Genomic DNA, 26,094 nt, shown 5'->3' with positions numbered 1-26,094 from the left:
CATCCACATCAATCCTGACGCCCCATTTCCTGGGCCTGCCAGAGTGTCTGAAACAGCCCGCCCGCGCTGCGCAACCGCTCGGGCGGGCCGTCTTCGACGATGCTGCCCTGCTGCATCACCAGCACCCGGTCGAACGCGCTGAGTGTGGTGAGCCGATGGGCGATGGCCAATACTGTGCGACCGCGCATCAGGCTGCCGAGCGCCGACTGGATAATGGCTTCGGAGCCTGAATCCAGAGCAGCGGTGGCTTCGTCGAGCAACAGAATCGGAGCGTTCTTGAGAAAGGCCCGGGCAATACCGAGGCGCTGACGCTGGCCACCGGAAAGCATCACGCCCCGCTCGCCCACCAGGGTTTCATAGCCATGGGGCAACTGGTCGATGAACTCGTGACAATAGGCACTGCGAGCTGCCGCGATCACGTCCTCGCGGGTGGCTTCGGGTCGTCCGTAGGCAATGTTTTCGTAGATGCTGCGGTTGAAAAGAGTGGGTTCCTGGGGCACAACGGCGATCTGTCGACGCAGGCTGTCCTGGCTGATCTGCCTCAGGTCGCGACCATCGATGCGAATACTTCCCGAACTGACGTCATCCAGACGTTGCAGCAACCCCAGCAGCGTGGTCTTGCCTGCGCCGGACGGGCCGACAATACCAACTCGCTGCCCCGGCTCGATGCGCAGGCTCAACCCGCACAGGACTTTGCGTCCGCCGGGGTAGGCATAGCCGACATCCTGCAACTCGATGGTGCCGGATGGCGCCACCCAGTCCTGCTCGGTATCGCTGAGTTCATAGGGTTTGGCAATCACCGACAGGGTGTCACCGACGGCGCCCAGGTGCTGACTGGTCTCGACCAGTGCCAGCGCCAGATCCCGTGAGCCATGCAGGATACGGAACGTCAGTGCGCTGACCATCACCACATCGCCAACGCTCACTGCACCGCGCGTCCAGAGCAGAATGGACCAGGCGAGCATGGTACCCGCCATGCTCGCCAGACACAGGTCATGGAGCACCCGGGCCTTTTCCACGTACATCCAGCTACGACTCTGAGCCCGCGCCTCGGTGCGGATTTTTGCATCCAGACGCAGGCGCTCTCGCTCACGTGCCGTGAAAGCCTTGATCGTCCAGACGTTGTTGACCAGGTCCACAAGCTCACCGCCCACACTGGCAGCCTGCGCCGCATAAAGCTGATGACGGCTGCGCCCGCGAATGCCGAAGAAGGTGATGATCGCCGCCACCAGCACCACGAACGCCACCAGCGCCAGGGCCATCTGGATACGCACCGTGGCCAGCACCACCACAGCCCCCAGAAAGTCGACGCAGGGTGGAATGATTTTCCACAGCAGCGCACTGTAGATCTGCCCCGCCGCCGCACCGGTAGCCGAAATGCGGCTGCCCAGGGCTCCGGCGTAATGCTCGGCAAAGTAGCGCATCGGGTGTCCGGTCAGATGACTGAACAGGTCCACCCGCATGTCCGCACAACTGGCAACCACCGTACGACAGCCCAGCCAGCCGCCAAGGCGCCAGAACAGGTTTTCGATAGCGATCAGAAAAATGAAAAAACCGAAGGCGAACCAGACCCCGGAACGATTCCCCTCGTCTCCCATACTGTCGACCAGCAGCTTCATGCCGTACTGCACAGCCACCGCGCAACTGGCAGCAGCAATCACCAGCGTGACCATGCCGCCATAGGCCCATGGCCGACGCCTGACGTAGCCCCACAGAAAACTCCCGGCAGTGGGGTTGGGCGGCACACTCTGCGCGATGTTCATGATGACGATCTCTTGGCAATACGCCCTTGGGCCTCGGCCAGTCGCAACGCAAACCGGGCCAGAGCATCACGGGTCGACGGGTCTTCGGGACGAAAGCCGCTGGCATCGGCATAGCCGAGCAGACCGCTGTCACAGTGTCGGTCATCATCCCAGCCGGGATAGTCGAGCACCGGGTACAGACACAGGCCACGCAGGTCGACCCCTTTGCTCAGCGCCAGGATGACCTGCTCACCGACATAATCCAGCCACGGCCCGCGCCCGGCCCCTTCAGCACCGGTTTCGCTGATCACCAGCGGACATCCATAACGGGCATGGACCTCCACCAGCATGCCGACCAGAGGTCGAAAGTGCGGCTCGCCAAGCAGGATCGTCGGTCCGCCGTGATACCACTGGTTATGCGGATAGAAATTCACACCGAGGATATCCAGAAAATCCTTCTGCCCGCCCAGCCCCGGCCAGCTTCGACCACTGATCAGGTCCCAGCTTTCGTACTGGGCCAGACGATAAGCCTCGGCCGCCTCGACATCGCCCGGTCGCTGCCGCGCAGCACGCACATGAATCAGCGGATCGGCATGAATGAAACGCGCCCGGGGATCGACCTCGCGAATGGCGGTCATGGCAGCAATACTTGCCCGCACCAACTGGTGTTTGAGTTCGGTACCGCGCCGATGCCCAAGCGGATAGAAATAGCCCACCTCGCCACCGCCCCAGGCCCAGAAAGACGGCTCGTTGATCGGGCAGTAGAACGGCACGTCATCGCTGGAGTCACGCACCCGTCTGGCCACCGCCTGTGCCATACGGGCGAAACGCTCGACGAAGACCGGCCGCCAGATATCCAGATCGTCGGGGTATCCGTAATGCCCCAGATCCCAGATCACCTGGGTGTCGGTTATGGCTGCGGCCTGCAACAGCGGCTCCAGACTGCTGAAGTCGTAATGGCCGGGGCGCGGTTCGATCAGGTGCCAGCGCACCCCGTCGCGCACCGTGCGCATTCCATACCCGGCCAGGCGTCGATAATCCTGTTCAACCCAGCGGTCATGTCCGGTTGAGGCGATCAGGTCCAGACGCTTCCCGTCACCGCGACGGCTGCTGGTGCATTCAAAACCTCCCATGAGAAAACTGGCGAACGGTTCAAGCCCACTCATGGGACGCGCCCTCGGCCGTTGCGCCGCGGGTCTGGGCAATGCGTTGATACAGCGCCAACGCCTGCCCCACTACCTGATCCATGTTGTAGTACTTGTAAGTCCCCAGCCGACCGAGAAAGGTCACGCCTTCAGTGGATTCGGCCAGCGCCTTGTAGCGCTGATACAGCGCGGCATTTTCCGCAGCCGGCACCGGGTAATAGGGATCACCTTCGGCGCAGGGGTATTCGTAGGTCACACTGGTTTGCGCATGCTCCTGGCCAGTCAGGTGCTTGTACTCGGTGATGCGAGTATGGGGCACGGTTTCATCGGGATAGTTGACCACCGCCACATCCTGAAAGCGTTGCTGCGCCAGGGTCCGGTGCTCGAAGCGCAGGGAACGGTAAGGCAGGCGTCCCAGGGAATAGCCGAAATACTCGTCTACCGGCCCGCAATACACCAAGTGACCACGAGGCAGTAACCGGTCGATCTCGGCGAAGTCCACGCCCAACAGGATGTCGATCCCCGGATGATCCAGCATGCGCTCGAACATGGCGGTGTAACCCTGTCGGGGCATCATCTGGAAGCTATCGGTGAAATAGCGGTCATCGGCGTTGGTTCTCGCCGGAACACGGGCAGTGACCGAGCGATCGAGCTGCGCCGGATCGAGCCCCCATTGCTTGCGGGTGTAGCCGCGAAAGAACAGCTCGTACAGCTCGCGTCCGACCTGACCGACCACCACGTCCTCGGCACTGCGTATCGGATCGACCGGCTCGGCACGCTCGGCAAGAAAACGCTCGGCACCCGCCTCGTCCAGCTCCAGGCCATAGAGTCGATTGAGCGTGGTCAGGTTGATCGGCACCGGCACCTGCTGCCCGCGCACCCTGGCCAGCACCCGATGTTCGTAGGGGCGCCATTCGGTGAAGCGCGACAGGTAATCGACAATCCGCTGCGCGTTGGTGTGGAAGATATGCGGCCCATAGCGATGCACCAGGATCCCGGCTTCGTCCAGGTGATCGTAGGCATTGCCGCCGATATGTTCGCGTCGGTCGATCAGCAGCACTTTCAGCCCAAGCCCGCAGGCCAGACGCTCGGCCAGTACGCTGCCTGCGAAACCGGCACCGACGATGAGATAGTCGTAGAAGGGCGCGCCGCCCTCCCCTTGCAATTGCCCGGCACGGTAGCGGGCCTGTTCGAGTGTCAGGCGAGGCATGTGATGTGCTCCATCATGGCGGTCCAGGTGCAATCCCAGCTCATACCGGCCAGGGCCTGATCGGCCAGATGAAACAACGCATCACGATCCTGGCGCTGGATCAGCGCGGCTTCGATGGCAGTGACGAAACCGGGGACATCTTCGGCAATATGTACCACCGGAAAAGCGCCATAAGTGCGCACCACATCGCGGATCGGCGTACTCACCACCGGGCAGCCACCTGCAAGGTATTCAGGTGTCTTGGTAGGGCTGATGAAACGCGTGGCGTCATTGAGCGCAAAGGGCATCAGCGCCACGTCCCAGCCACTCAGGTAAGCGGGCAATTCGCTGTAGGCCCTGGCGCCCAGGTAATGAATGTTGGGCAGGCTCGGCAGACTGGCCGGGTCGATCTTGACTACAGGCCCCAGGACCACCAGCTGCCAGTCCGGTCGCTGCCGGGCCAGTCCTTCCAGCAGGGCAAGATCGAGACGCTCGTCCACCACCCCGAAAAAACCCAGTCGCGGATGAGCGATACCGGCCTGATCGGCTGGCTCGGGCAATGCCTGTCGGGCACTGGCGAAATGTTCGATATCGACACTGCTGGGCATCGCATGGACATTGTCGTGCTGGGCACGCTTGGCCTCCCACAGGCTGACGCCACCCGTGAACACCACATCGGCCAGCGCCAGCAGACGCTGCTCGCGTTCAAGCAACTGCGGCGGCGCCCCCTTGAACGCCGAGAGTTCGTCCATGCAGTCATAGACAGTGCCACGGGCCGACAGATGCTCGCTGAAGCCCAGGCTCATGGGGGTGAAATACCAGCGCAGCAAAACCTCTCGTGGATTGCGCAGCAGGTAGTCATCGAGCAGTTCGCGAAGTTGCTGTTCGGTCTGCTCGGCATTCAGTCCCGCAGGCAGATAGGGCGTCGCCACCGTCACACCGCTGGACTGAAGAAACAGTTGCAGATGAGCCTGCTGCCCCTCGGCTGTCAGTGGCTCCTCGAAAAACAGTACATCGTAGCGCCGCGCCATGCGCGTCATCAGGTGTTGAGGCCGCTGGTAGACAAATCCCCAGCGTAAATGGGAAAGGCAGACAAGCAAGGGACGCATGTTGACAACAACTTCATGGCCTTCGGCCAAATGCTCTGCGACGGGGTATGCAGCCGGGGTTGGAATCATGAGGTTCTCTCCAGAGCAAGTGATGTCGTGGCGATGAGCAAGACGCCCGACACAGAGTTATGGACGAGTTCGCTGCGCTGAGCGTTCAGTCGACACACCTCGATGGCCGACCAGTGACATGACCGCCCGGCCAATTCCCGGAACCGGGGATCGGAACTGCCTTTCGCTATGAAGTAAGCGATCCATTCCATTCGCGCGGACCCTCGCAGTAGCGCAACAACGATCGCACCCCACTTATTTCATGCGAAGGTGACTCTATGATCCTTGTGACCGGTGGTGCTGGTTACATCGGAGCCCACGCGGTACTCGCCCTTCTGGAGGTAGGCGAAGATGTGCTGGTTCTGGACAATTTCTGCAACAGCAGCCCCCATGCCCTGACACGGATCGAACAGATCTGTGGCCGTCGTCCTGTTCTGGTACAGGGCGATGTACGTAACCGAGGCGTGCTTGCCAAGCTGTTTTCACGCTACCCGATCCGGGCAGTGCTGCACTTTGCCGGCCTCAAGGCCGTAGGCGAAAGCGTGCGCAAACCGCTCCATTACTACGACACCAATGTCAGCGGCACCATCAACCTGTGTCAGGCGATGGCAGCCGCCGGTGTTTTCACACTGGTGTTCAGTTCATCGGCCACCGTCTATGGCGGTTGCCGCAAGATGCCCATCGCCGAACAGGCCCGCAGTGGCCGGCCCACCAATCCCTACGGCCAATCGAAGCTCATGGCCGAACAGGTGCTGGGCAGCCTGGCGCGGGCCGATGAACGCTGGCGCATTGCGCTGCTGCGTTACTTCAATCCGGTGGGCGCTCATCCTTCGGGCCTGATCGGCGAATCGCCCAACGCAATCCCCAACAACCTTCTGCCCTACCTGCTGCGGGTCGCTGACGGAAAGTTGCCGGTGCTGCCGGTGTATGGCGGGGATTATCCGACAGTGGACGGCAGCGGCGTGCGGGACTACATCCACGTCCAGGATCTGGTCGCCGGGCATCTCGATGCCTTGCACTACCTGCGCACCCACAGCGGAATCCGCGCCTGGAATCTGGGAACCGGCATCGATTATTCGGTGCTGCAAGTGGTGAAGACGTTCGAGCGGGTCACCGGCGTCAAGGTACCGGTGCAGATGTGCGAGCGACGCCCCGGCGATGTCGCGCAATGCTGGGCCGACCCGTCACGGGCGCGCAACGAACTGGGCTGGGTCGCCCGGTATGGCCTGGAAACCATGCTGCGCGATGCCTGGCACTGGCAATGTACAAGTCCGGAAGGCTACGAAGACAGCCTGGTCAAAGTGCAGGAATCGATACCCGGCGTATCATTCTCGGCAGGAGCGACAGACGACGACCTGGCATCGGTGAGTTAGATCCCGGGCGAGGCTTGTGGGAGGCCAGCCTCCCACAACACAGCCTCTCTCCTATCAGCTCAATTGCTCGAACAGGTCCTGCCTGATCAACTCGCGGACCGTCAACACATGCTGCTCTTCCTGCTCATGAGCATGTCTGAAACGCTTGGCGATCAGCGGGTGGCCGCCCTTTTGCGTCAGCTCGATCAGTAACTCCCAGGCGGCATTGTCTTCCAGCTCGATGGTCAGAATCGCGCTCATGGATTGCGACACCGTGGTGCGCGGATCGGTGAGCACCTGCAACACACCCTGCGCCTTCACAGCAGCCACATCGGCACAGGGCGTCATGCTGGTCGGGTCGCCGCCCAGGGTTTCGATTGCCTCCCTGACGATATTCATGTGCTCCAGTTCCTGAGCCTGAATGTGCCTCAAGGTCTGCACCAGCGCAGGGTCGGCACCCGCCGCGGCTGCAGCCTTGACCACCATGGCCTCATAAAGCCTGACACCTGTGCGCTCGAAGGCCAGCCGCTCGCCGAGCTTGTCGAGCAACACTTCAGGCCTCTTGCCCAGGGCCTCATCGAAAGTGACCTTGATCATGCCCTTGATGGAGCCGGGGACCGGCACTGAACCGACAAGGTCGGCATGACGAATGGCACGTTCACGCTCTTGCGAATAATCGCTGATATCACCTGGCACATCGGCAGGATTCAGGCGCGTGGCCTCTTGTTGATGGGCCGTGTCGTGGGGGGACATCTGTGCCCCGGTCCGGTTGATACCCAGTTTCACTTGATCGCTCATGGCTGTTCTCCCACAGGATTGAGTTCAGTGCCCGGCTTCCAGTTGTATCCACCCGAAACCGTGTTGGACGGAATACCTTCGCTGTTGAGCCGTGATCTCTGCTCCAGAGAAGCCTGCCCTTCGCGATCCCTGGCCACGTAGTCGACGCCGCAGGCGCGCAGATCGATTTCCCGCGACAGGGTTTCACGCACGAATTCGCGCTGGCTCTTGAAAGGAATCATCGCCGGCAAGGGGCCAGCGAGAATTTCGGCTGGGTCGCGCCGTTCATATTTTCTGAACAGCTCGCAGGCCAGGTTCAGGTGGCCCAGTTCATAGTCCAGGAAGCGCTCCCAGAGCGCCTTGATACGCGGGTTCTCTTCCTGCTCGGCGCAACTGGCATAGGTGTAGACTTCGGTCGCTTCGTGCACCAGCCACTTCTCCATGAAGCTTTCTCCAGGGTCCTGCAGCGATCCGTATTGCGTCACATGCTGCTCCTCCACCGAGGCGATTTCGGCATACAGCGCACGGGCCACCGGATCGGCAAACAGCGGGCCGATATTCATGTAGTAATCGTGGGTCTGGTATTCGGCACCAGTAATCAGCGCGGCATGAATCTTGGTGATCAGTGCCGCATCGTCCTTGAGGTAGTGTTCACGCAGATCGTCCTCCGGTGCCCGATGATGCTGACTGGTCGGCCGCCCCGGCACGATGTCCGTATAACCCTGAACGATATTGTTGGCATCCTTGCCCTCCAGGCGGTCGAGCATGGCGGCATAGCGGTACAGGTGATCGAAATCCTCCAGCAGACCGAAGCGATAGGTCTGTGCCTGATACGGGTCCGGCTCGTTCCGGGCCACCGCCGCCGTCACTTCAATAGCCGTCTGCTCATAGGCCACGGTGGTTTCCAGCGGTGAATGATCCGCCGACAGCAACCAGTTCACGGCCGTCATCTGGTGGTGCTCGACGCGCCTGATCTGCGCCAGCGGCAGCCGCAGCTCCTTGTGAAAGCGCGCCCCGATGTGCTTGAGGCGCAGTGCATCGGACTCGAGTCCATTCACCAGAATCACCCTCACCCGCGTGAAGGCATCGTCATCGAGCTTGCTGATGGGTTTACCGGCGAGTTCACGCCAGGTGAAAGTCTGTTTCTCCAAGGGCGTACCCTTGTTGTCCAGCAAATTGTCGATCGTGCTCATGGCATGACCTCCGTCAGTCGTCACGGTTGTGCGCAGAAGCCTGCGCATGCGGTCGACTCCTCTCGCAAAACCATGATTCCTCCTGCCAGACCAACGGCCAAAGCACTGCCCCCCTGAAAACAAAAAGCCCCGCATCACGACGATGCAGGGCTTTTCGTTATAACCGGGCTAGACCATCAAACCGCGACGGCTTGCCCGCTCATTGCCAGGTCCAGCAACTCGCGGTTGGCGACCGCGTACATGGCGTAGTCGGTACCGCTGGCGGCACGCAACTCGACCAGCATGGCACGCCAGCGCTCGACCATCGGGGCGTGTTGCTCCAGCCACAGGGCCAGACGCTCTTCCAGATCCTCAGGACCTTGCGGAATCTGCAACACAGAGATGGTGATAGCACGCTGTTGCCAGTCGATATCGTCACGGAACGCTTCACGGGCCAGCGCCTGCCAGTTGTTTTCCACCGGCAGATTGCTGATCTGTTGCAGGTACCAGGTCACGTCCAGTGCGCTGCCTACCGCGAAATACACCTTGGCCACGTCGGCAGCGTTGTGCCCGGTGACGTCGGAAGCTTCGATGATCGGCAACAGGGTGTACAAGTGGCTGGTGCCTGCAACCATGCGAGCCAGCAACTCGGGCACACCCGCTTCGACATAAGCCTTGTAACGCGCCTGCCAGACCTCACGGGTCGGTCCTTCCAGCAATTCATCGAGCTTGAGGCCCAATGCCGCCAGATGCGGACCGAAGTGAGCAACGTCACGACCGGCATCCAGCTCGTTGCGACGGCTGCGCAGGAACCAGCGTGTGGCACGACGCCCCAGACGCATCAGCTCATCCATCAGCGACAACTGGATTTCAGCCGGGACCTTGTAGTCCAGCGCCTCGATCTGACGGAACCAGTGCGGCAGGTGGAAGATGTCACGTACGGTCACGTAGGCAGCCGCCACGTTGGCCGCGCTCATGCCGGTGGACTCCTTGAGTCGCTGCACGAAGGTGATGCCCATGTGGTTGACCAGATCGTTGGCGATCTGGGTGCTGACGATCTCGCGTTTGAGACGGTGAGCCCGCATGGCGGTCGAGAACCGGGCGCCCAGCGACGGCGGGAAAGCCGTCTCCATGTCACGGGTCAGGTAATCGTCGTCCGGCACACGGGATTCCAGCAAGGCTTCCTTGAGGTCGATCTTGCTGTAGGAGATCAATACCGACAGCTCGGCACGGCTCAGGCCCTGACCGGCTGCAACCCGCTCGGCAATCTGGTCTTCGGCCGGCAGGAACTCGATGGCGCGATCCAGCTTGCCGCGACCTTCGAGGTCGTTCATCAGACGCTTGTATTCAGCGATCCGGTCGTAGGCGCGACGTGCCGCCAGCGACAGAGCCTGGGTCTGCTTGTAGTTGTTGCCAAGCACCAGGTTGCCGACTTCATCGGTCATGCTTTCGAGCAACTGGTTACGTTGCTTCTCGGTCATGTCGCCGGCCTGCACCACTTCATTGAGCAGGATCTTGATGTTCACTTCGTGGTCGGAGCAGTCCACACCACCGGCGTTGTCGATGAAGTCGGTGTTGGTCGCGCCGCCATTGAGGCCGAATTCGACACGGCCCAGCTGGGTCATGCCCAGGTTGCCGCCCTCGCCCACTACCTTGCAACGCAACTCGTTGCCATCGACGCGCAATGCATCGTTGGCCTTGTCGCCCACATCGGCATGGGACTCTTCGCTGGACTTGACGTAAGTCCCGATACCGCCGTTCCACAGCAGATCCACCGGTGCCTTGAGCAGCGCATTCAGCAGTTCGGTCGGGGTCAGCTTGTCGGCCTTGATGTCGAAGCGCTCTTTCATCTGCTCGGTGATGGCGATGCTCTTCGCGCTACGCGGGAAGATCCCGCCGCCAGCGGACATGATGCTGGTGTCGTAGTCGGTCCAGGCCGAACGCGGCAGATTGAACAGGCGCTGACGCTCGGCGAAGCTGGTGGCCGGGTCCGGATTCGGATCGATGAAGATATGCAGGTGGTTGAAGGCTGCGACCAGTTGCAGCTTGTCGGACATCAGCAAGCCGTTGCCGAACACGTCACCGGCCATGTCACCGATGCCGATCACACTGATGCTGTCCTGCTGGACATTGATGTCGCGCTCACGGAAGTGACGCTGCACACCCACCCACGCCCCCTTGGCGGTGATACCCATCTTCTTGTGGTCGTAACCGGCCGAACCACCGGAAGCAAAGGCATCGCCCAGCCAGAAGCCGTAATCGATGGCAATGCCGTTGGCGATGTCGGAGAAAGTCGCAGTGCCCTTGTCGGCAGCCACAACCAGGTACGGGTCATCGTCATCGTGACGAACCACGTTGGCCGGCGGCACCAGCACGCCTTCCTTGAGGTTGTCGGTGATGTCCAGCAGACCCGAGATGAAGATGCGGTAGCACGCGATGCCTTCAGCCTGGATGTCATCACGGCTGCCACCCAGCGGCAGGCGACGCGGCAGGAAACCGCCCTTGGCACCCACCGGCACGATGACCGAGTTCTTCACCTGCTGGGCTTTTACCAGACCCAGCACTTCGGTACGGAAGTCTTCTTCGCGATCGGACCAGCGCAGGCCGCCACGGGCCACATTGCCGAAACGCAGGTGAACACCTTCGACCCGCGGCGAGTAGACGAAGATTTCGAACTTCGGCACCGGCTTTGGCAGCTCGGGAATCAGGCGCGGGTTGAACTTGAAGCTGAAGTAGCTCTTGTTCTGGCCGTTGGCATCAGTCTGGTAGAAGTTGGTGCGCAGGGTCGCCTTGATCAGGTCAAGGTAGCGACGCAGGATGCGGTCTTCGTTGAGCACCTGAACGTTGTCCAGCGCCGTGAGAATCGCCTGCTCCAGACGCAGTTGCTTGTCGTCCAGATCATCGGAACCGAGCTTGCGCGCCAGATAGAAACGGGTCTTGAACAGACGCGTCAGTTCACGGGCGATGTCGGTGTGGTTGTTCAGGGTGCTGGCGATATAACCCAGGTCGAAGCCCAGACGAATCTGCTTCAGGTAACGGGCATAGGCACGCAGCAGCGCCACGTCACGCCATGGCAGGCCGGCGGTCAGCACCAGACGGTTGAAGGCATCGTTCTCGGCATCGCCGCTCACGATGTGGACGAAGGCGTCCTGCAGCGTATCGTTGAGCTGCTGGATGTCGAGGTTCAGGCCTTCGCCATAGGTAAAGGCAAAGTCGTGAATCCAGAACTCGCGGCCATTGGCATGTTGCAGGCGATACGGGAACTCGCCCAGCACGCGCAGACCGAGGTTTTCCAGAATCGGCAGCACATCAGAGAGCGCCAGTGGCGTATCGGCGTGGTACAGCTTGCAATGCAGTTGCTGGCGACCACCGGACAGGGGCTGATAGAAACTCATCACCAGCGGATTGGTTTCGCTCAGGCTCAGCACATGCTGCATGTCGACAACAGCCGAGTGCGCGGCGAAACGCTCGCGATAACCTGCCGGGAAGCCTTTGGGGAAGTCGGCCAGCACATTGGTGCCATGGGCTTCGCCGAAACTTTCGACCACCAGGCTTGAGTAATCGTCTTTCCACGAACGGCAGGCCTGGATGACTTCGTTTTCCAGTTGTACCGGGTCGATATCCAGATTGACCTTCGGGTCCACGCGCAGGATCAACTGCACACGGGCCAGAACCGATTCGGAGAAGAAGGTCCAGAACTCGCAGTCGCTGGCCTTCAGGCGCTCCATCAGAACCTGCTGGATCTTCTGGCGCACTTCGGTGGAATACACGTCGCGTGGCACGTAAGCCAGGCAGTAGCAGAAACGGCCATACGGGTCCTTGCGCAGGAACACGCGAATCTTGTTGCGCTCCTGGATCTGCACGATGGACATCACGGTGCTGAACAGCTCGTCCACCGGCGTCTGGAACAGATCGTCCCGTGGCAGCACTTCAACGACCTGCGCCAGCTCCTTGCCCAGGTGAGCCTTGGCATCGAAGCCGGAACGACGCTCGACTTCCGCGACCTTGCGACGGATGTACGGAATCTGCCGCACGCTTTCGCCATACACCGACGAGGTGTACAGGCCCATGAAGCGGCATTCCTTGATGACTTTGCCCGACGCATCGATCTGGCGGATCGAAACGTAATCAGGGTAAGCCGGACGATGTACACGGCTCGGGTGCGCAGCCTTGGCGAACGACAGCAGTGTCGGCTCGCGCAGGTAATTCACCGCATAGCCTTCGATATGCAGGTCTTCGCTGGAAAGCCCCGGACGCAGCAGCTTGGCCAGGCCCAGCAGGGAGGACTCGTCGTAGATCAGTTGACCGCCATCGCCTTCACCACGCACTTCAAACTCTTCATAACCCAGGAAGGTGAAGTGGTTATCCACCAGCCATTGCAGGAAGACCTTGATTTCGGCCTTCTCTGGTTCATCCGTGTTGTATTCGTTGGCATCGATGCTGGCCAGCAACTCGTGCAGGCGGGCCTTCATCGGCTCGAAATCTTCTACCGCAGCGCGGACTTCACTCAGCACCTGCTCAAGCTCACGGGCCAACACGCTCAACTCATTGGTGTTGGCGCAGCGGTCGATCTCCAGATACATCAGCGATTCTTGCAGCACACCTTCGCCCGTCGTGCCCTTGGGCAGCAACTCCAGCAACTCGCCCGCAGCACCACGACGCACGCTCAGTACGGTGGTTTGCAGGGTATGGATGCTGTAACCGCGACGATTCAGCTCGGTACGTACCGAGTCGACCAGAAACGGCAGGTCATGATGCAGCACTTCGACGGCACTGTGAGTCGACTGCCATCCATGACGCTCGTAATCGGGGTTATAGACCCGCACCTGAGGTTTGCCGTGCTCGAAACGCTCAAGCAGACGCCAGGCGGACAAGGTGCAGCCTGCCAGGTCGGAAAGGCGACGCTGGGTCAGTTCATCCAGGGAAATGATGCCGAAGAATTGCTCAGCGAACAGCGCTACTTGTGGCAATGCCTGTTCGTTGATGTGCTGAGCCAGTGCCGATTTCAGTTGATGCTGGAAGTCGGACTTGCTGGCTGCGGTGAAGAACGCCATCTGTGGTACTCCGCTTTGCTTTTATAAGGAGGAAGCTTGATGGAAGTGTCTCGTACCAGACTGCACCGGGATGTAACGGGCAGAGGCACAGCATGGCAGAGTGTAAAGCTAAAGAAATAACGCTTGCCGCGAACGAGTCGTCACATTCCATTTCACAAACGGGATCGACACGTAACGGAGCGGCTCTTTGACCGCTCATCCGATTGCAGCTTAACGAGAGCATGCGGGCTGATACTTACAGGGCTGCGACATATTCGGACATATGCGAACAGGGACCTTCATACAGCTGGCAACCCACCTGTCCCGATCAATCCGTGGGACCGAATTCATTCGGGAACCGATTCCACCCCAAAGAGAATTACCCAGCAAATTTCGGCCAGGGCTGGCACACTCGTCCGCCAGCCCAGCCAGGAACTCGACATGCAAATCAAGACCGCCCTTTTACTCGCCAATCCTTGCGACGACGAGAATGACGACATGGCGCTGCTGTGCTGCCATGACGAGAAGAACGAGCTGTTTTCCCTGGCACGTTTTCCGGATGAAGACGAAGTCGAAATCACCGTCTGCGACGATACGGTGTACGTCACCGACCTGAAGGTTTCCCTGAATGCCACGCATCTGGTGGTGGAAATATCAGCCGAGGATGCAGAAGCCCTGGGTGGCGATACCCGCTATGAGATTCTGCATACCTCTTCGGCTGATGATCTGAGTGAAGTGCACGAGACCCTGCAAATACTGCTCAAGGACATCGGCGCGCTCGAAAGCAATCTCAATTGATACGCCTGGAAGCCTCGCCCGCTTCCACCGCTTTAACCAATGCCTCCACCTGCGCGTTGAATACCTTGCCACCGTCCACCGCAAGGTATTTCACGTGCAGGATGATATCAGTCAGCGAACCCAGAATTGCCTTTTGCCGCTCGGACTCATGGCGCGGAAAGCTCAAGAGCCAACGAGATACAGCGCCTGTGCCCTCGAACGGGAAGTAGCGTTCGTCACCAAAATCCAGCATGAACATGCCATGGTCGTCGATTCCGCTGGAAATACCGATTTGTTGATAGGTCCTGGGGTTGAACACGATATTCGTCGAGTCGACCTCATCATCCGACTCTGGCGGCAGCTCGCCGGCTTCCTTGTAGAGATAACGCACACCGCGAATGTCCGGGCTCAACAGAACGCTGCTTGCCTGCTGGGTCAGCAGGACACGAATATCTTCGTAAGGCCCCAGCACGGCGGGAATGGATACGGAAACCCGCACGATCTGACGCAGATACTGCCCCGGGTAATCCTTGTCGAATAACGAGGAGTCAAGATCGAAAGCAATTTCACCCGTGGTTTCCAGTTGAGTAATCACCGCTTCCCAGCCTGTTGCCCGTGGTGTCGCGTCCAGAGCATTTGCCCCGGGATCGTAATGCCTGAGCAGGTTTTTCAGGGATATCGTCTTGGTGAGTTCAAGACGCCGCTCGTGTCGAGAGAGAAAGGCCGACTCCATCTGCAACAACCCAAGCTTGAGCATCTCGCCTGCTGTCAGCCCATAGCGATTATCGGCCCAGGCATTGACGGGAATGAAGCGGGTATCGCGATCACCGATTTCGTATTGCCAACAGGCCTCGGTGCCCAGGCACATCGACAGCACCACATCGTAAGCCTGGAAATACAGAGTTGCCATCTGGCCGATCAGCCATTGGTACAAAGCCGGGCCTGTGGCGCGACTTTTCAGGAAGGTGTAGTAAACCTGCGCCTGCTCCTGAGCCTTGGTCGCCTGCTCAAGACTGGTCCTGGCCGCCTGGATGGCAACGTCCTGAACCTCGATCTGAAGGTCAAGAGCCTCCAGATCCTGCTCAGCCTGACGGGCCAGGAACTGCCACTCGATACGACGGCGGCGGTATTGTTCGCTGATCTGAGCCTGCTCTGCATTTCTGGACTTTGCTAAAGCGAAAGCCTGCATGATCGCTGCTGCAGTATAGAAAAATCCGGCTGGGCGCATACCACCATATGCCGTCCCGAATATGCTTGGAGCAACAGCGTCAACTAGATGCCCCGTTGCAGTCCCTGCCACCGCCGCAACATCCAGGTCTTTGGCTTCTCCATGTAAATCCATAGAACGTCTTTCAGCCGGACTGACGTCCCCCTGCTCCAACTTCTGGTAGTAGTTTTTTCTCGACTCAATAGCAGCTCGACTCCCCACCAATGCTTCACGGGATTTGACGGACTGCTCGATCATCTGGATCTGAAGAGTTTCAGTGAAGGCAGACAGCTCCAGAACATGAGCCTGCTGCAACTCCTCCTGATCGGCACGATCACGGATCTCCATGTACCCACGTAACTGATCGCCATAGCGGATCAGCGTTTCGACAGCATTCTGTACCCGCGACAGCATGGCCCTGAAACGATATGGCGGAATAATCGCCAACGACCCCAGACGCCGTTGCCCACTGCCGCCGCCAGCGGCCTGGGCACGCAGCAGGTCAGTGGGATTTGCCGCAGGCGCGTAAAGTGGCAGCGAAAGCGGTTTGCCATCCAGGCTCAAATTGTGTCGCAGGTTGTAGAGCCGTAATGCCAGCCTCTCCCACAGATCAAGCAATTGGGTATTGACCGGCAGGCGAAACCAGGGTGCATCCAGAAGATGCAACCAGAGCTGTCCTTCAGAATGAACGGGCACATCAAACTCCAGTCCTTTCAGCCCCGAAACCTCGAAATCGGCAAACACACTCTCATCACCGGCTGAAGCCTCTTGCAGTGTCATCGGAGTCCAGCGGCTGATACTGCGCCCCTTGGAAAGCGGCCCCAGTAAAGACGCCGCACGAACGTAGAGAAGCTGCGCCTGATTGAGCGTATCCCGGGTCAATTGCCGGTAGAGCATGTCGCCGTGGGCAATCAGGTTATTCAGGTAAAAGACAAAAATGGCCTTGCGATAATGGGACGGTGCGCCGTAAGCGATTGCATCAGGATCTCCCAGTCCGCCCCATTCGTATGCCGGGTCGCTTTCAAAAGTCAGAGGACGACTGGTCCAGTAAGGATGTTCTGCCACTGGCGGGGGGTACAAGGGCGCAATGCGCTCCAGAGGATTGAACAAGTAATGCAGCCAGCTTTCCGAGCCCAGATAATCAAACTCGGTATGCAGCCGATGGGCAATGAGATGCGGAACATGGAAGAACAGCTCCCAGAAATAACGGCCATTGGCCCCTTTGAAATCCAGGGGGACTGACCCGCTACCCGGAGCCGGAGGCTCCTGGGTGTGCTGAATCTCCCAGCTCAATATCCCCCCCAGCGAAAACTCGGCTTTCTTGACCAGATCCTTGGCGAAGGTCGTGTTCATTCGTACATAACGCAAAGAAGGCAACTCAAGTGCCGCCAGATCAAGAAACTGTCCTCCCTCAGGTGTGGAGACAATGACGGGAACCGGCTCAGGCTTCATGAGTCGTTCAATATGATATTCGTTATAACCATACTTGGAGCCCTTGGGTACCGCGCCAAAGTGAAGAACCTTGAGGTTATCGCCACCCAGCCACTCGAGAGTCTCCACCCTTGTTCTGGCAGCGCCATTGAGCACAAATTCATACGAAACTTCCGGTGTAACCTCCCAGATATCAAACCCCTGGACGGCCGGACCTACAGTCTCCCCATAATGATTGGCACTATTTGCCAGAACCAGCAGACCTCCCTCCATGTCCAGTTTAAAACCGGCACCGGCTCTGACTTCATCATCTGTCGGCGTAGGAAACTCATCAGGATTGATGGGTAACTCCACAATAGCCTGATAGAGAATACAAAAATCCGGATATATATATATCGGTTTGAAATCTTCAGGCTCATAACTCCCGATCAGCGTACCATTCCACATCAAATCCCCTCTTGCAGTAGGGGGCAAAGGCAGGAGAGGAAAAAAATAGATGAACCTTACATCAAGATAAAATCGCCCCTGAGTACCCCGCATCTCGATTTTGTAATCACCCTCCTCGGTATATCTTGATCCAAAAAGGCACAAGTGAAACTCATGACGCTGATAACGCTTCGCCGTACAAATCCCCTGCACCTCAAGTAGACATCCTTGCGCCGAACTGTGCAATGAAACATCCAGCTCAAGAAACTGATTGACGCCCCCAGACGGAATATCATTATCACCGCTTGTATTCCAGGTAACGCCGCTCAACTCCCAAAGATTCGCCCCATCGGCATACTTGCCGCCCAGAGGAAATTGTGCACGTGCTGGATCCATGGCCACCATACTTGCGGCAATTCCGTATAACAGTGCCTCTTCCTCTGGACTCACAATGACTTTGTTGAAAAGCTTATCGAACACCAGCAGAAAACGCTCAGGCTCTGCCGCTACGTCGGTAGCAGCGTCATTTCTATATTGAAAACAGACAATCAAGCGCGGTTCACCGACAAAACGGATGTCCATGCAGGCAACCAGTGTGAAACGTCCTGCCAAGGCGCTACCACCCTCTCGCCCTTCCAGGTTTTGCTTGTCAGTCAGCCCTTCGTAGATCTGTGTCGCGGACGACCAGGTACCAGAAACTTTCTTGTAGGCCATTTTGGCACGGTAATAAAATTTACCGGTTTTTATTCCCTCATCATTTATTTCTGCCTGCCCCAGCTCCACCCAGACAACATGCAATCGGCCATCGACCACGACGGGACGTACATGCTGCACTTTTGCATCACACGCCACGTCGACCCTGAGCCACTCGGTCCATGCTGTGGGCAATAAATGGGTGCTGGTTTCCTGCAGATCAACTTTCGCCATGCGCCAATAATAGGAAAAGGGTTCGACATTTTGCCGCCCGATAAAATAATAATTAGCCTGCCGAAAATCCTCACTATCTATATAACAGGCCACCACTTTCAGGTTACTGACGATCTCAAAATCATCCACATAGTTTTTCAAGGCAGACTGTACGTTATCTTCATTCAGACGACTCTGCTCCAACGCTGACTCGAATGACTGAAACAGGCTGGTTTTCCCGAGGCGAAGAGTCGGATTGATATAGTTTTCCGGATAGTCTTCGATCATCTGGTAACCTGCCCAGACGCTGTACTCACTCATGCCTTCACGCCAGAGCCTCAAGCGTTCCTCATCAAAACCATGTGCATAGCCAGGCTCCATACCGTTGTATATCGAGTTGATATATTGCTGAATACTGGCGATACCTTGCGCCACCCGGCTGGTCTCAACCTCACCGCTGACCTGATTATCGATCAGCAGGTATTCATATAAATCGTCAGGCGTGGTCAACCCCAGGGGGGCCGAAGTGACATCCGAAGGAACAAGCTGACCGAGGTAATAACCGACCAAGGCGTCACGGCGCTGCTCTTCGAGTTCGGGGATTATTCTGCTAGTCATCTTCAATGCCTCCATCCCTGTCCGGCGGCACCTCATAGGTGAACGGCAAAAGTACGGCACGTTCATTAACACGATAGAACTCTACAATCACAAGATCTCCGGCAATCAACGGCTCGGGAAACTCAAATACAGCCGTGCCGCCATATATAACAAAACCTGCCGGAAAACGGCCTTCACACGTCCAGTCTCGAGAGGCAACGTAAGCAACAGGTCGAGCGACACTCAGATCCACCTGGGAATCACCACTGCCAAAAGGAAGCCTGTAGGTGGCATAAAACTTACGCTCTTCAACACGCCCCTCTACAAAAGGAAACAGACGCCCGATCTTAAAGGACAAGACCTCTTCAACCCCATGAGCACTACGCAGAACAAAACGGGTATCGATAAAGTTCGAATACGTGACATCCATGTGGAATGCTACTCCTCCCGGCACTGACTGCTGATCGTCATCCGGTTTGATTGTCAAGGTATTTGTATTAAACTCTTCAACCCTGAACGGCACACCAGAAACTTCCCCCTCCTCGGCATCTACCGTATAGACAGTGAGTGTATAGTCGAAAGGCATCAATATATCCGGAGCTATAGGTTCATAATAAGGCCCAGACAAAAACCATTTGAATGCATACTGTGGATTTGCCAGAACCCTGAACTCAAATCCTTGAGCAGCTCCGGAAATCCTGGCGGTCACCGTGTGCTCACCCGGTTCGAATTTAAGGTTTATACTGGAAATACCTTTCTCATCAGATACAACCGTCTCTTTCAACTCTCCATCAATACTCCAGTCAACCGGAAAACCAACCGCACGACTCTCGTCAATCAGCAACCAAACCAAAAACTTGACCGGATCGGAACGACCCACCCAGTAAACCTCGCCTGACGCCAAACCTTTAACAATAACAATTTCAGAAAAAACCCTCATGTCGACACCCTCTTCCTTTAGTAAACTATCTATCCATACCTTGGATAATCATCGCTCTCTAATGACTGTAAGCCTCCTGTATGCTCAGCCAACGACAGCCGTATAAAAACGAAGCCACTTTGCTCATTGAGTAAAAGGCATGGAAACTTCGGCCCCACTCGGCATAATGACCAGATAGCCATCCAGAAGAACAGCTCCAGAACAAGTCATCCAGTCCCTGATTTCCAATCCTGCAGCAACCGGCACATTCATTGTTGCTTTCATAAGCCCACTAGAATGAATCTCTAGAGGAAGTGTTGCATGCCAATCTTTAGCTTCAACAGCAAAATCAAGCGTCGTGCTAAAGCCTGGAGGAACATTCATTTCAGAACCATAACCGGGAGCAGCATTATCTAAAAGTATATAACCAGAAGCATCCTCACGCCTTATATAGACAGATGCCATTTTACATATCCAACCCACCTTATAGATTTGCCTCATTGGTTTTGGCAGTCGCCCACTTAGGAAAATCTCGATATCACCATACTCAATACCCCTCCTTACATCAGTGTAAAACCGGGTACCTTCCAAAGAGGAAACCCGAGTTTCACCCACATGACTAATATAACATGCCAGCTTTTCTTCATAATCCAACCTGAACTCTACGCCCTCAAGAGGCTCATCACTTTCATCAATGACTTTTACCAGAATATTCCGCTCATACGTCCTTCCCAACAAGTAAGGACTTTCATCGCTATACCCCCCCTCGCTGGTGATCTGAAACTTGCAAGGCGGCATGGCATAAACCGGAAATTCAACAGCCAGCCCTATTCCACTGACTAAAGCCTTGACGACATGATTCCCCCTCTCAAACTTCGAACTGAACCTGGCCATCCCTTCACTGTCTGTTTGAGTGGTCGTCACGGGCAAGTTATTGACCAACCAATCAACCGGGAAGCGCCGGGCTGGCTGGCTTCCTGCCTTGAGCCATACGGAAAATACGAGGGGATCGGCACTGCCCACCAGAAACTCGGTGCTGCTGGCTTCGGACCTGTCAATGACGACTCCAGGATGGATTGTTGTTTGCTCGCTGCTTTTGTTCTTGATCGGCTCACCGGCACTGATCGTGACAACCACTTTACCCTCTTGATCAGTCTTGAATCGTGCGCTGGCAATGCCCCTGTCATCGGTAGTGCTTGTTGTTTCCAGCAGGCCACCCATGTCATCACTCCAGGTGATCTCCCTTCCCACCACAGGAGTACCATCCAGTTCGACAAGACTACACTCCACCTCAGTTTCAATACCCGAAACGACCGTATTGTTGAAACGAACATATTGAAAATAGGGAATACTCACAAACTCAACAGGAATGAACTCCCAATCCCGACCGTTTTTATACCGTGCAATCGCGATGGATTCTCCGGCAGGTCGACTGCGTAACTCTGCCTCGGTAATACCTTGCTGATTTGTGTACGTTTGAAAGCGTTTGAATTCGCCCAGCGTCGCTCCCCATTCGACGGCACGATCAATGCCTGTATTGTCATAGTCATCGACCATCCTGATCGAAAAATAAATAGCCTCAAGATTATTGGCCAGCGCTTTCGAGGGTTCGTACTCGCCCTCAGTGAAGTGCAAGGAACTCTCATCGCAATCAATCACCACTACAGGGGCCATCAATTGTTCGCCCAGTCCGTAATGAGCAACAACATGAGCCATACCCATCACGTTGCCGCTGTGCATTGTGTTCGAGGCCTGTCCGTTGTCGTCAGTAATGTTAATGGTCTGATCCAGCACACCCAGATCCGTCGTCCAGTTAACGGTCACATCGCTTAGCGGTTGGTCCATGAAATCACGCAAGGTGATGGTGTAGGTCGCGATGTCGCTCTCACGCTGGGCCACCAGATAATCCGGGGTCACAGTGATCACACTGGAATGACTCTGGCCGACCTCATCCAGAGTACTGGCAGGCCGAGTTTCCGTCAGACAGCTCAATGCCAGATCCGCTGCCCGGCGGTAAAGCTCGGTCGATGTTGTCGGGGTCAGCTCATGCAGCGCCAACAGAGCATTGGCGTCCAGTCCGGTATGCCGGCTCAGCAGGGATTCGCGTACCAGAACATCGAACTCGGGAAGAGTGAAGATAACACCAGACTCGGGGTTCAAACGGTGAGCAACCGCAAGAACGTCACGTACCCCCCAACGCAGGAAACCGGCCAGTTTGCTGGCGGCGCTGTCGCGTATCAGACGCTTGTCTCCTTCTGTCGCCCCCTCCCAAAGGGTGTTGATCAACCGAAAATAGTCGAGCAGGGTGTCTTCATTCTGCTCACTGAGGCGCAATGTGCTGGCATACCTAGTGAGGAAATAAACGGATTGCAGAGACAGCTCGGTATCAGGCAGACCAAACCATTCGGGATGCTCGACATATTGAATGATCAGCGTCGAACTCAACGTCAGGTGCCCGCTGAGCATTGCACGCTTTGATAGCGCATCCAGCACCAGCAAGACCTCGTCACCAATAGCAACATTCGCTGTGGAGCCTGGCCCGTAAACACGCAGCACTTCCGACAGCAATTGATAGCGATTGCCCTCACTCCAGAACAACACAGCCTTTGCCTGATCTGCGGAGGTACTCAGATATCCCGCGAGGCCTTCCATCAGCAAGGCTTCCTGCGCCCCCCTTGCCCGCATGATCATATTGGTGATTTTGGGGTGCAGCTCTTCGACAGGCAGCCCTAGCATGCTCAATACAAACTTCACTTCATTGCTGAGAGTCTCTTCAAAAGACTCCTCGGCTTCCCCTTTCAGATACTTCACCAACCCTTTGGAGGCAGGGTTTTGCTCTCCTGTGTCAACAATACGGCTCAACTCGGCAAACCAGTCAATCGGCTCGCTGACATAATATTCCCCGCCCTGGGCATCGATCTGCAGAGACTCTGAGGAATCAGGCAAACCGATCTGGGCAAAGCTGCTGTCGGTGATCAGTGCAGAAGCCAGTCGGGAATGGATTTGCCTCAACAGGTTATGTTCGGCATCAGTTGCGACCGGCAGGGTCAGAGCGGGCAGGACCAGACGACACATCTGGGCGACGGTCCATTTATTTTCCTGCAGCCATTGAGCGCAATCCATCAAGGCATGAATGACACTCAGCGTATCGGTATTGGCAGAGGCGTAGTACGTGACAATCTGGGTAATACCGGCCAGCTTCGAGACCAATTGACTCCCACCATTGTCGAGCAACTCCAGAAGTGCCAGCGCTTCGATAGTGCTTAGCCCAAGATAGCGAGGCAGCCTGACCAACCGATAAAACGCAGACACAACCTCCCGCGTCCACTGCAAGGGCTTCCCTCCCCAGGACTGCTCGACGACCTTGGCAACGAAACGGTACATCTCGTAGGTCAGCCCGAGAGCCGCACAGAGGTGATCGATCTTCTGGCGTTCGGTTTCATTTTTCGGCGTGACCTCAAAGGACGAGCCGTCCAGAACCAGCGGTATGGAAAACAGGGCTTGGTTATTGAAGATCCGGTCGAACTGCGACGGTGTCTTCCCCCTGCCATGCACGGCCAGACCGTACAGCAGTGCTGAAAAATCTTCCGCCGTTACCTCATAACGGTTGCGTGCAGCCTGAAACAACCCAAGCGCACGCAGTGTGTTCGGGGTAATCAGGTGCGCAGGTGGAGAAGCGCGCTGTAGCAAGGTATCGATTACACGCTGTTCCGCTTGTTGCGAAGCGGTCAGCAATTGATCCACCTCATCAAAAGACAGTTGCAGCCAGTTCGCGAGGCGAATCAGGCGGTTCATGCGATCAAAGCGCTCGAGGGGACAATTGATCAGGCGATGAACAGGAGATCCTTCTTCCTCCGAGGACTGAATGGCTATCGCAGGGCTTTGCGCGGCATTGATATAAATCGAGCCATAGGCCGAACCATCGACCGGCGTACCAGGATCCTTGACGTTGGCTGACAGCGAAGGAGCATAAGGCCCCAACGACAACAATGAATCCAGTTGGTCAGTACTGAGTCCGGTTCTGAGGCAGAAGACCTGGGTATCGGTCAATCCATAGATGTCATCGGTACCAAAGTTATCCTTGAAGAAACTCGACATTGCCGGAAACCCGCTTTCAAGCCTCCCGTTTCTAGGGTTGATACGTCTCAGGCGGGGCGTCTTTCCAGAATCATCAGGCGCAACCGCGACCATGTGCGGCGCTTCAACCAGCATCCCCTGCTGCACAGGCCCCAGACCGCTGTCCTGTATCAACGCAATATCCGACAACAGCGAGTGCACACCCGGCTCCTTGAAGTACGGATAAGCCGGATCCGCGGCTCGAATCGGATCGCCGGGCAGGCGCTTCCTGCGATTGAGCACGTAGTTGATCTGCTGCTGGTAGCGCTCGTAAGGCAAGGTGAAGGGGTAACGGACTTCCAGCATGGCGTCGTCTACCGACTTGTCTGGCAGGCTGATGCCATCGAGATAGCTGCGAATAGATTTTTCAAGGATTTCATTGGCCAGCACCAGGGTCGGCTCAATGCAATTGAGCGCGTTATGGTCCAGCACCAGTGAAGCCAGATCGGGCCGTCGAGTGGCCAGGGGGATCGCGCGCTCATGGTCGCCAGTCTTTTCGATGGCTTCTACTTCCCGGTACAGATCAGCCAGGTAGGCAATCGGCGAAGTGGTGGCTTCGATTGCGTCGGGAGGACAATGGCTGGCCCAGTCAGGGTTGAACATGTCGGTATAGGTAGGCGTGTCTACCAGACTGGAAATCTCGTTTTCGTAACGTAACGCACGCCGCACCGAGGCTGTCAGCCGCCGTTCACGAAATTGCCGGGCGATAGCTGCGCTCATGGAAATCGATGCAGCGTGCATGTTGCGCGCAGTCGATATGTGCAGCAGAGGATCGGATTCCAGGAGTTGCGCGGTGGTGCCTTTGGCAATACTGAACACCGAGGGGAATTGGTCGCTGATAGCCGTCTGGGACATTTGAGGCTGAGCAAATCTTTTCAACAGGATCGCCAAGGCAGAATCTGCCTGGGCAACTTTTCCAGCTTCCTTCTTCATGATGGCAACACACCGAGTCATTTCGTCCTTGAAATGGCCACTGCTAAAGACCGCTAACGAAAAAGTGAAGCAGACCTTGACGCCTCTCACTGAAACCGGGCGACAGGCGGCGAAGGTATTGCGCAATGGATGACCAGCGGCAAGAGAACTGGAACCCGGATAATTTCAAGCGTGTCGGTATATAGATCAGCGAAATCCGGCGAAGCAAGGAGTAAGGTGACAGCTCGCTATCTGGAGCCTGCCATGCCGCCCATTTTCGATGCCCACTGCCACATCATCGACCCGCACTTTCCGCTCAAGGCCAACAATGGCTATCTGCCCGACCCTTTCAGCGTCGTGGACTACCAGGCTGCCGTCACCCCTCTGGGTGTCACCGGCGGTGCAGTAGTTTCCGGTTCGTTTCAGGCTTTCGACCAGGGTTATCTGCTTGAAGCCCTGCGACGGCTAGGTCCGGAATTTGTCGGCGTGACCCAGTTGCCCGCCAGCGTCACCGATGCCGAGCTCGATACACTCAACGGCTTCGGCGTGCGCGCCCTGCGCTTCAATCTCAAGCGTGGCGGCTCGGAGCAACTGGATCAGCTCGAGTCCCTGGCCAGACGTGTGCATCGGCAGGTGGGCTGGCATTCGGAGCTTTATATCGACTCCCGTGAACTGGCCGAAATCGAAACCCGCCTGCTGCAATTGCCTGCCATCAGCATCGACCATCTGGGTCTGAGCCGCGAAGGCCTGCCCACTGTACTGCGCCTTGCTGAGGGCGGTGTGCGGATAAAGGCATGCGGCTTCGGGCGTGTGGACTTTGCGGTGGATCAGGCGCTCAAGGATATTTACTCGGCCAACCCTCATGCTCTGATGTTCGGCACCGACCTGCCCTCGACCCGCGCACCCCGCCCTTTCCAGGCGAGCGATATCGAACTGGTCATGGAGTCACTGGGCGAAAAGGCCGCACACAAGGTTCTATGGGAGAACGCGGCGGACTTCTATCGGATATGAAACATTATCCGAGCGCCGTCGCGCGCCCCTCCCACGGAGCATCAAGACTTGTGGGAGGCAGCTTGCTGGCGAAAAAGGCCTGAAACTGACAGATATTCTGCGTCGTACGCTGAAGTCGCCAACAAGCTGCCTCCCACAAAAAGATTTGCCTACACGCTTCTTTGACAAAACCTGTGGGACTATTCCCAAATAAACGCCACCCAGTTCCTGAATACGTATAAAAAA

At 57.2% G+C, this 26,094-nt stretch carries 13 protein-coding genes; 3 read left to right on the top strand and 10 right to left on the bottom strand.

Annotated elements, in window-relative coordinates; translation table 11 throughout:
- Positions 1–8: 8 nt before the first annotated feature.
- The 4 genes from KQP88_RS07300 to KQP88_RS07285 are packed head-to-tail and all read right to left on the bottom strand — an operon-like array spanning position 9 to position 5,185.
- On the bottom strand, positions 9–1,763 hold the full coding sequence (locus KQP88_RS07300; protein WP_216705239.1) for an ABC transporter ATP-binding protein: 1,755 nt from the start codon (positions 1,761–1,763) through the stop codon (positions 9–11).
- On the bottom strand, positions 1,760–2,908 hold the full coding sequence (locus tag KQP88_RS07295) for a beta-galactosidase (protein ID WP_216705238.1): 1,149 nt from the start codon (positions 2,906–2,908) through the stop codon (positions 1,760–1,762). The genes KQP88_RS07300 and KQP88_RS07295 overlap by 4 nt, the downstream gene beginning before the upstream one ends.
- Entirely contained in the window at positions 2,895–4,097 is a 1,203-nt protein-coding gene (glf, locus tag KQP88_RS07290) for a UDP-galactopyranose mutase (RefSeq protein ID WP_216705237.1), read from the bottom strand. Before glf ends, KQP88_RS07295 begins: the two co-directional genes overlap by 14 nt.
- A complete protein-coding gene (locus tag KQP88_RS07285) occupies positions 4,085–5,185 on the bottom strand; it encodes a glycosyltransferase family 1 protein (RefSeq protein WP_253950598.1) in 1,101 nt (366 codons plus the stop codon). Before KQP88_RS07285 ends, glf begins: the two co-directional genes overlap by 13 nt.
- Before the next feature lie 326 nt (positions 5,186–5,511).
- On the opposite strand from KQP88_RS07285, the gene galE reads away from it, so the two are divergent.
- A complete protein-coding gene (gene galE / locus KQP88_RS07280) occupies positions 5,512–6,606 on the top strand; it encodes a UDP-glucose 4-epimerase GalE (RefSeq protein WP_216705235.1) in 1,095 nt (364 codons plus the stop codon).
- 54 nt (positions 6,607–6,660) lie between these two features.
- On the opposite strand, the gene KQP88_RS07275 is transcribed toward galE, so the two are convergent.
- From KQP88_RS07275 to KQP88_RS07265, 3 genes are all read right to left on the bottom strand, one after another.
- Positions 6,661–7,383 (bottom strand): ferritin-like domain-containing protein, encoded by a 723-nt coding sequence (locus KQP88_RS07275; protein WP_216705234.1) that lies wholly within the window; start codon positions 7,381–7,383, stop codon positions 6,661–6,663.
- A complete protein-coding gene (locus KQP88_RS07270) occupies positions 7,380–8,555 on the bottom strand; it encodes a hypothetical protein (RefSeq protein ID WP_200994228.1) in 1,176 nt (391 codons plus the stop codon). The genes KQP88_RS07275 and KQP88_RS07270 overlap by 4 nt, the downstream gene beginning before the upstream one ends.
- Before the next feature lie 176 nt (positions 8,556–8,731).
- Positions 8,732–13,588: an NAD-glutamate dehydrogenase gene (locus KQP88_RS07265; RefSeq protein WP_216705233.1), complete on the bottom strand. Its 4,857-nt coding sequence runs from the start codon at positions 13,586–13,588 to the stop codon at positions 8,732–8,734.
- Between the two features lie 420 nt (positions 13,589–14,008).
- On the opposite strand from KQP88_RS07265, the gene KQP88_RS07260 reads away from it, so the two are divergent.
- Positions 14,009–14,365: a hypothetical protein gene (locus KQP88_RS07260; RefSeq protein ID WP_216705232.1), complete on the top strand. Its 357-nt coding sequence runs from the start codon at positions 14,009–14,011 to the stop codon at positions 14,363–14,365.
- Here KQP88_RS07260 and KQP88_RS07255 read toward each other — a convergent pair.
- The 3 genes from KQP88_RS07255 to KQP88_RS07245 all read right to left on the bottom strand — a co-directional run bounded on the left by KQP88_RS07255 (position 14,358) and on the right by KQP88_RS07245 (position 25,005).
- The gene (locus tag KQP88_RS07255) at positions 14,358–18,932 is read right to left on the bottom strand and encodes a Tc toxin subunit A-related protein (RefSeq protein WP_216705231.1); all 4,575 of its coding nucleotides are present in this window, start codon (positions 18,930–18,932) and stop codon (positions 14,358–14,360) included. The two genes, KQP88_RS07260 and KQP88_RS07255, sit on opposite strands and share 8 nt — an antisense overlap.
- A complete protein-coding gene (locus KQP88_RS07250; RefSeq protein WP_216705230.1) occupies positions 18,925–19,851 on the bottom strand; it encodes a hypothetical protein in 927 nt (308 codons plus the stop codon). Before KQP88_RS07250 ends, KQP88_RS07255 begins: the two co-directional genes overlap by 8 nt.
- 123 nt (positions 19,852–19,974) lie before the next feature.
- Positions 19,975–25,005, bottom strand: a complete 5,031-nt coding sequence (locus KQP88_RS07245; protein ID WP_216705229.1) for a Tc toxin subunit A — start codon at positions 25,003–25,005, stop codon at positions 19,975–19,977.
- Between the two features lie 117 nt (positions 25,006–25,122).
- Between KQP88_RS07245 and KQP88_RS07240 the strand changes: the two genes are divergently transcribed.
- Positions 25,123–25,869, top strand: coding sequence for an amidohydrolase family protein (locus KQP88_RS07240; protein ID WP_216705911.1), 747 nt, complete (start codon positions 25,123–25,125; stop codon positions 25,867–25,869).
- The last annotated feature ends 225 nt before the right edge of the window (positions 25,870–26,094 follow it).

Origin of the sequence: Pseudomonas lijiangensis, assembly GCF_018968705.1 — a bacterium.
Taxonomy (GTDB): Bacteria; Pseudomonadota; Gammaproteobacteria; order Pseudomonadales; family Pseudomonadaceae; genus Aquipseudomonas; species Aquipseudomonas lijiangensis.
The sequence above is the reverse complement of the archived record's forward strand: the minus strand, read 5'-3'. Positions and strand labels throughout refer to the sequence as shown.

Excerpts from the sequence above, each read along its gene's own strand:
- KQP88_RS07300 (WP_216705239.1), bottom strand. The coding sequence starts at position 1,763 with ATGAACATCGCGCAGAGTGTGCCGCCCAACCCCACTGCCGGGAGTTTT.
- KQP88_RS07295 (WP_216705238.1), bottom strand. The coding sequence starts at position 2,908 with ATGAGTGGGCTTGAACCGTTCGCCAGTTTTCTCATGGGAGGTTTTGAA.
- glf (WP_216705237.1), bottom strand. The coding sequence starts at position 4,097 with ATGCCTCGCCTGACACTCGAACAGGCCCGCTACCGTGCCGGGCAATTG.
- KQP88_RS07285 (WP_253950598.1), bottom strand. The coding sequence starts at position 5,185 with ATGCGTCCCTTGCTTGTCTGCCTTTCCCATTTACGCTGGGGATTTGTC.
- galE (WP_216705235.1), top strand. The coding sequence starts at position 5,512 with ATGATCCTTGTGACCGGTGGTGCTGGTTACATCGGAGCCCACGCGGTA.
- KQP88_RS07275 (WP_216705234.1), bottom strand. The coding sequence starts at position 7,383 with ATGAGCGATCAAGTGAAACTGGGTATCAACCGGACCGGGGCACAGATG.
- KQP88_RS07270 (WP_200994228.1), bottom strand. The coding sequence starts at position 8,555 with ATGAGCACGATCGACAATTTGCTGGACAACAAGGGTACGCCCTTGGAG.
- KQP88_RS07265 (WP_216705233.1), bottom strand. The coding sequence starts at position 13,588 with ATGGCGTTCTTCACCGCAGCCAGCAAGTCCGACTTCCAGCATCAACTG.
- KQP88_RS07260 (WP_216705232.1), top strand. The coding sequence starts at position 14,009 with ATGCAAATCAAGACCGCCCTTTTACTCGCCAATCCTTGCGACGACGAG.
- KQP88_RS07255 (WP_216705231.1), bottom strand. The coding sequence starts at position 18,932 with ATGACTAGCAGAATAATCCCCGAACTCGAAGAGCAGCGCCGTGACGCC.
- KQP88_RS07250 (WP_216705230.1), bottom strand. The coding sequence starts at position 19,851 with ATGAGGGTTTTTTCTGAAATTGTTATTGTTAAAGGTTTGGCGTCAGGC.
- KQP88_RS07240 (WP_216705911.1), top strand. The coding sequence starts at position 25,123 with ATGCCGCCCATTTTCGATGCCCACTGCCACATCATCGACCCGCACTTT.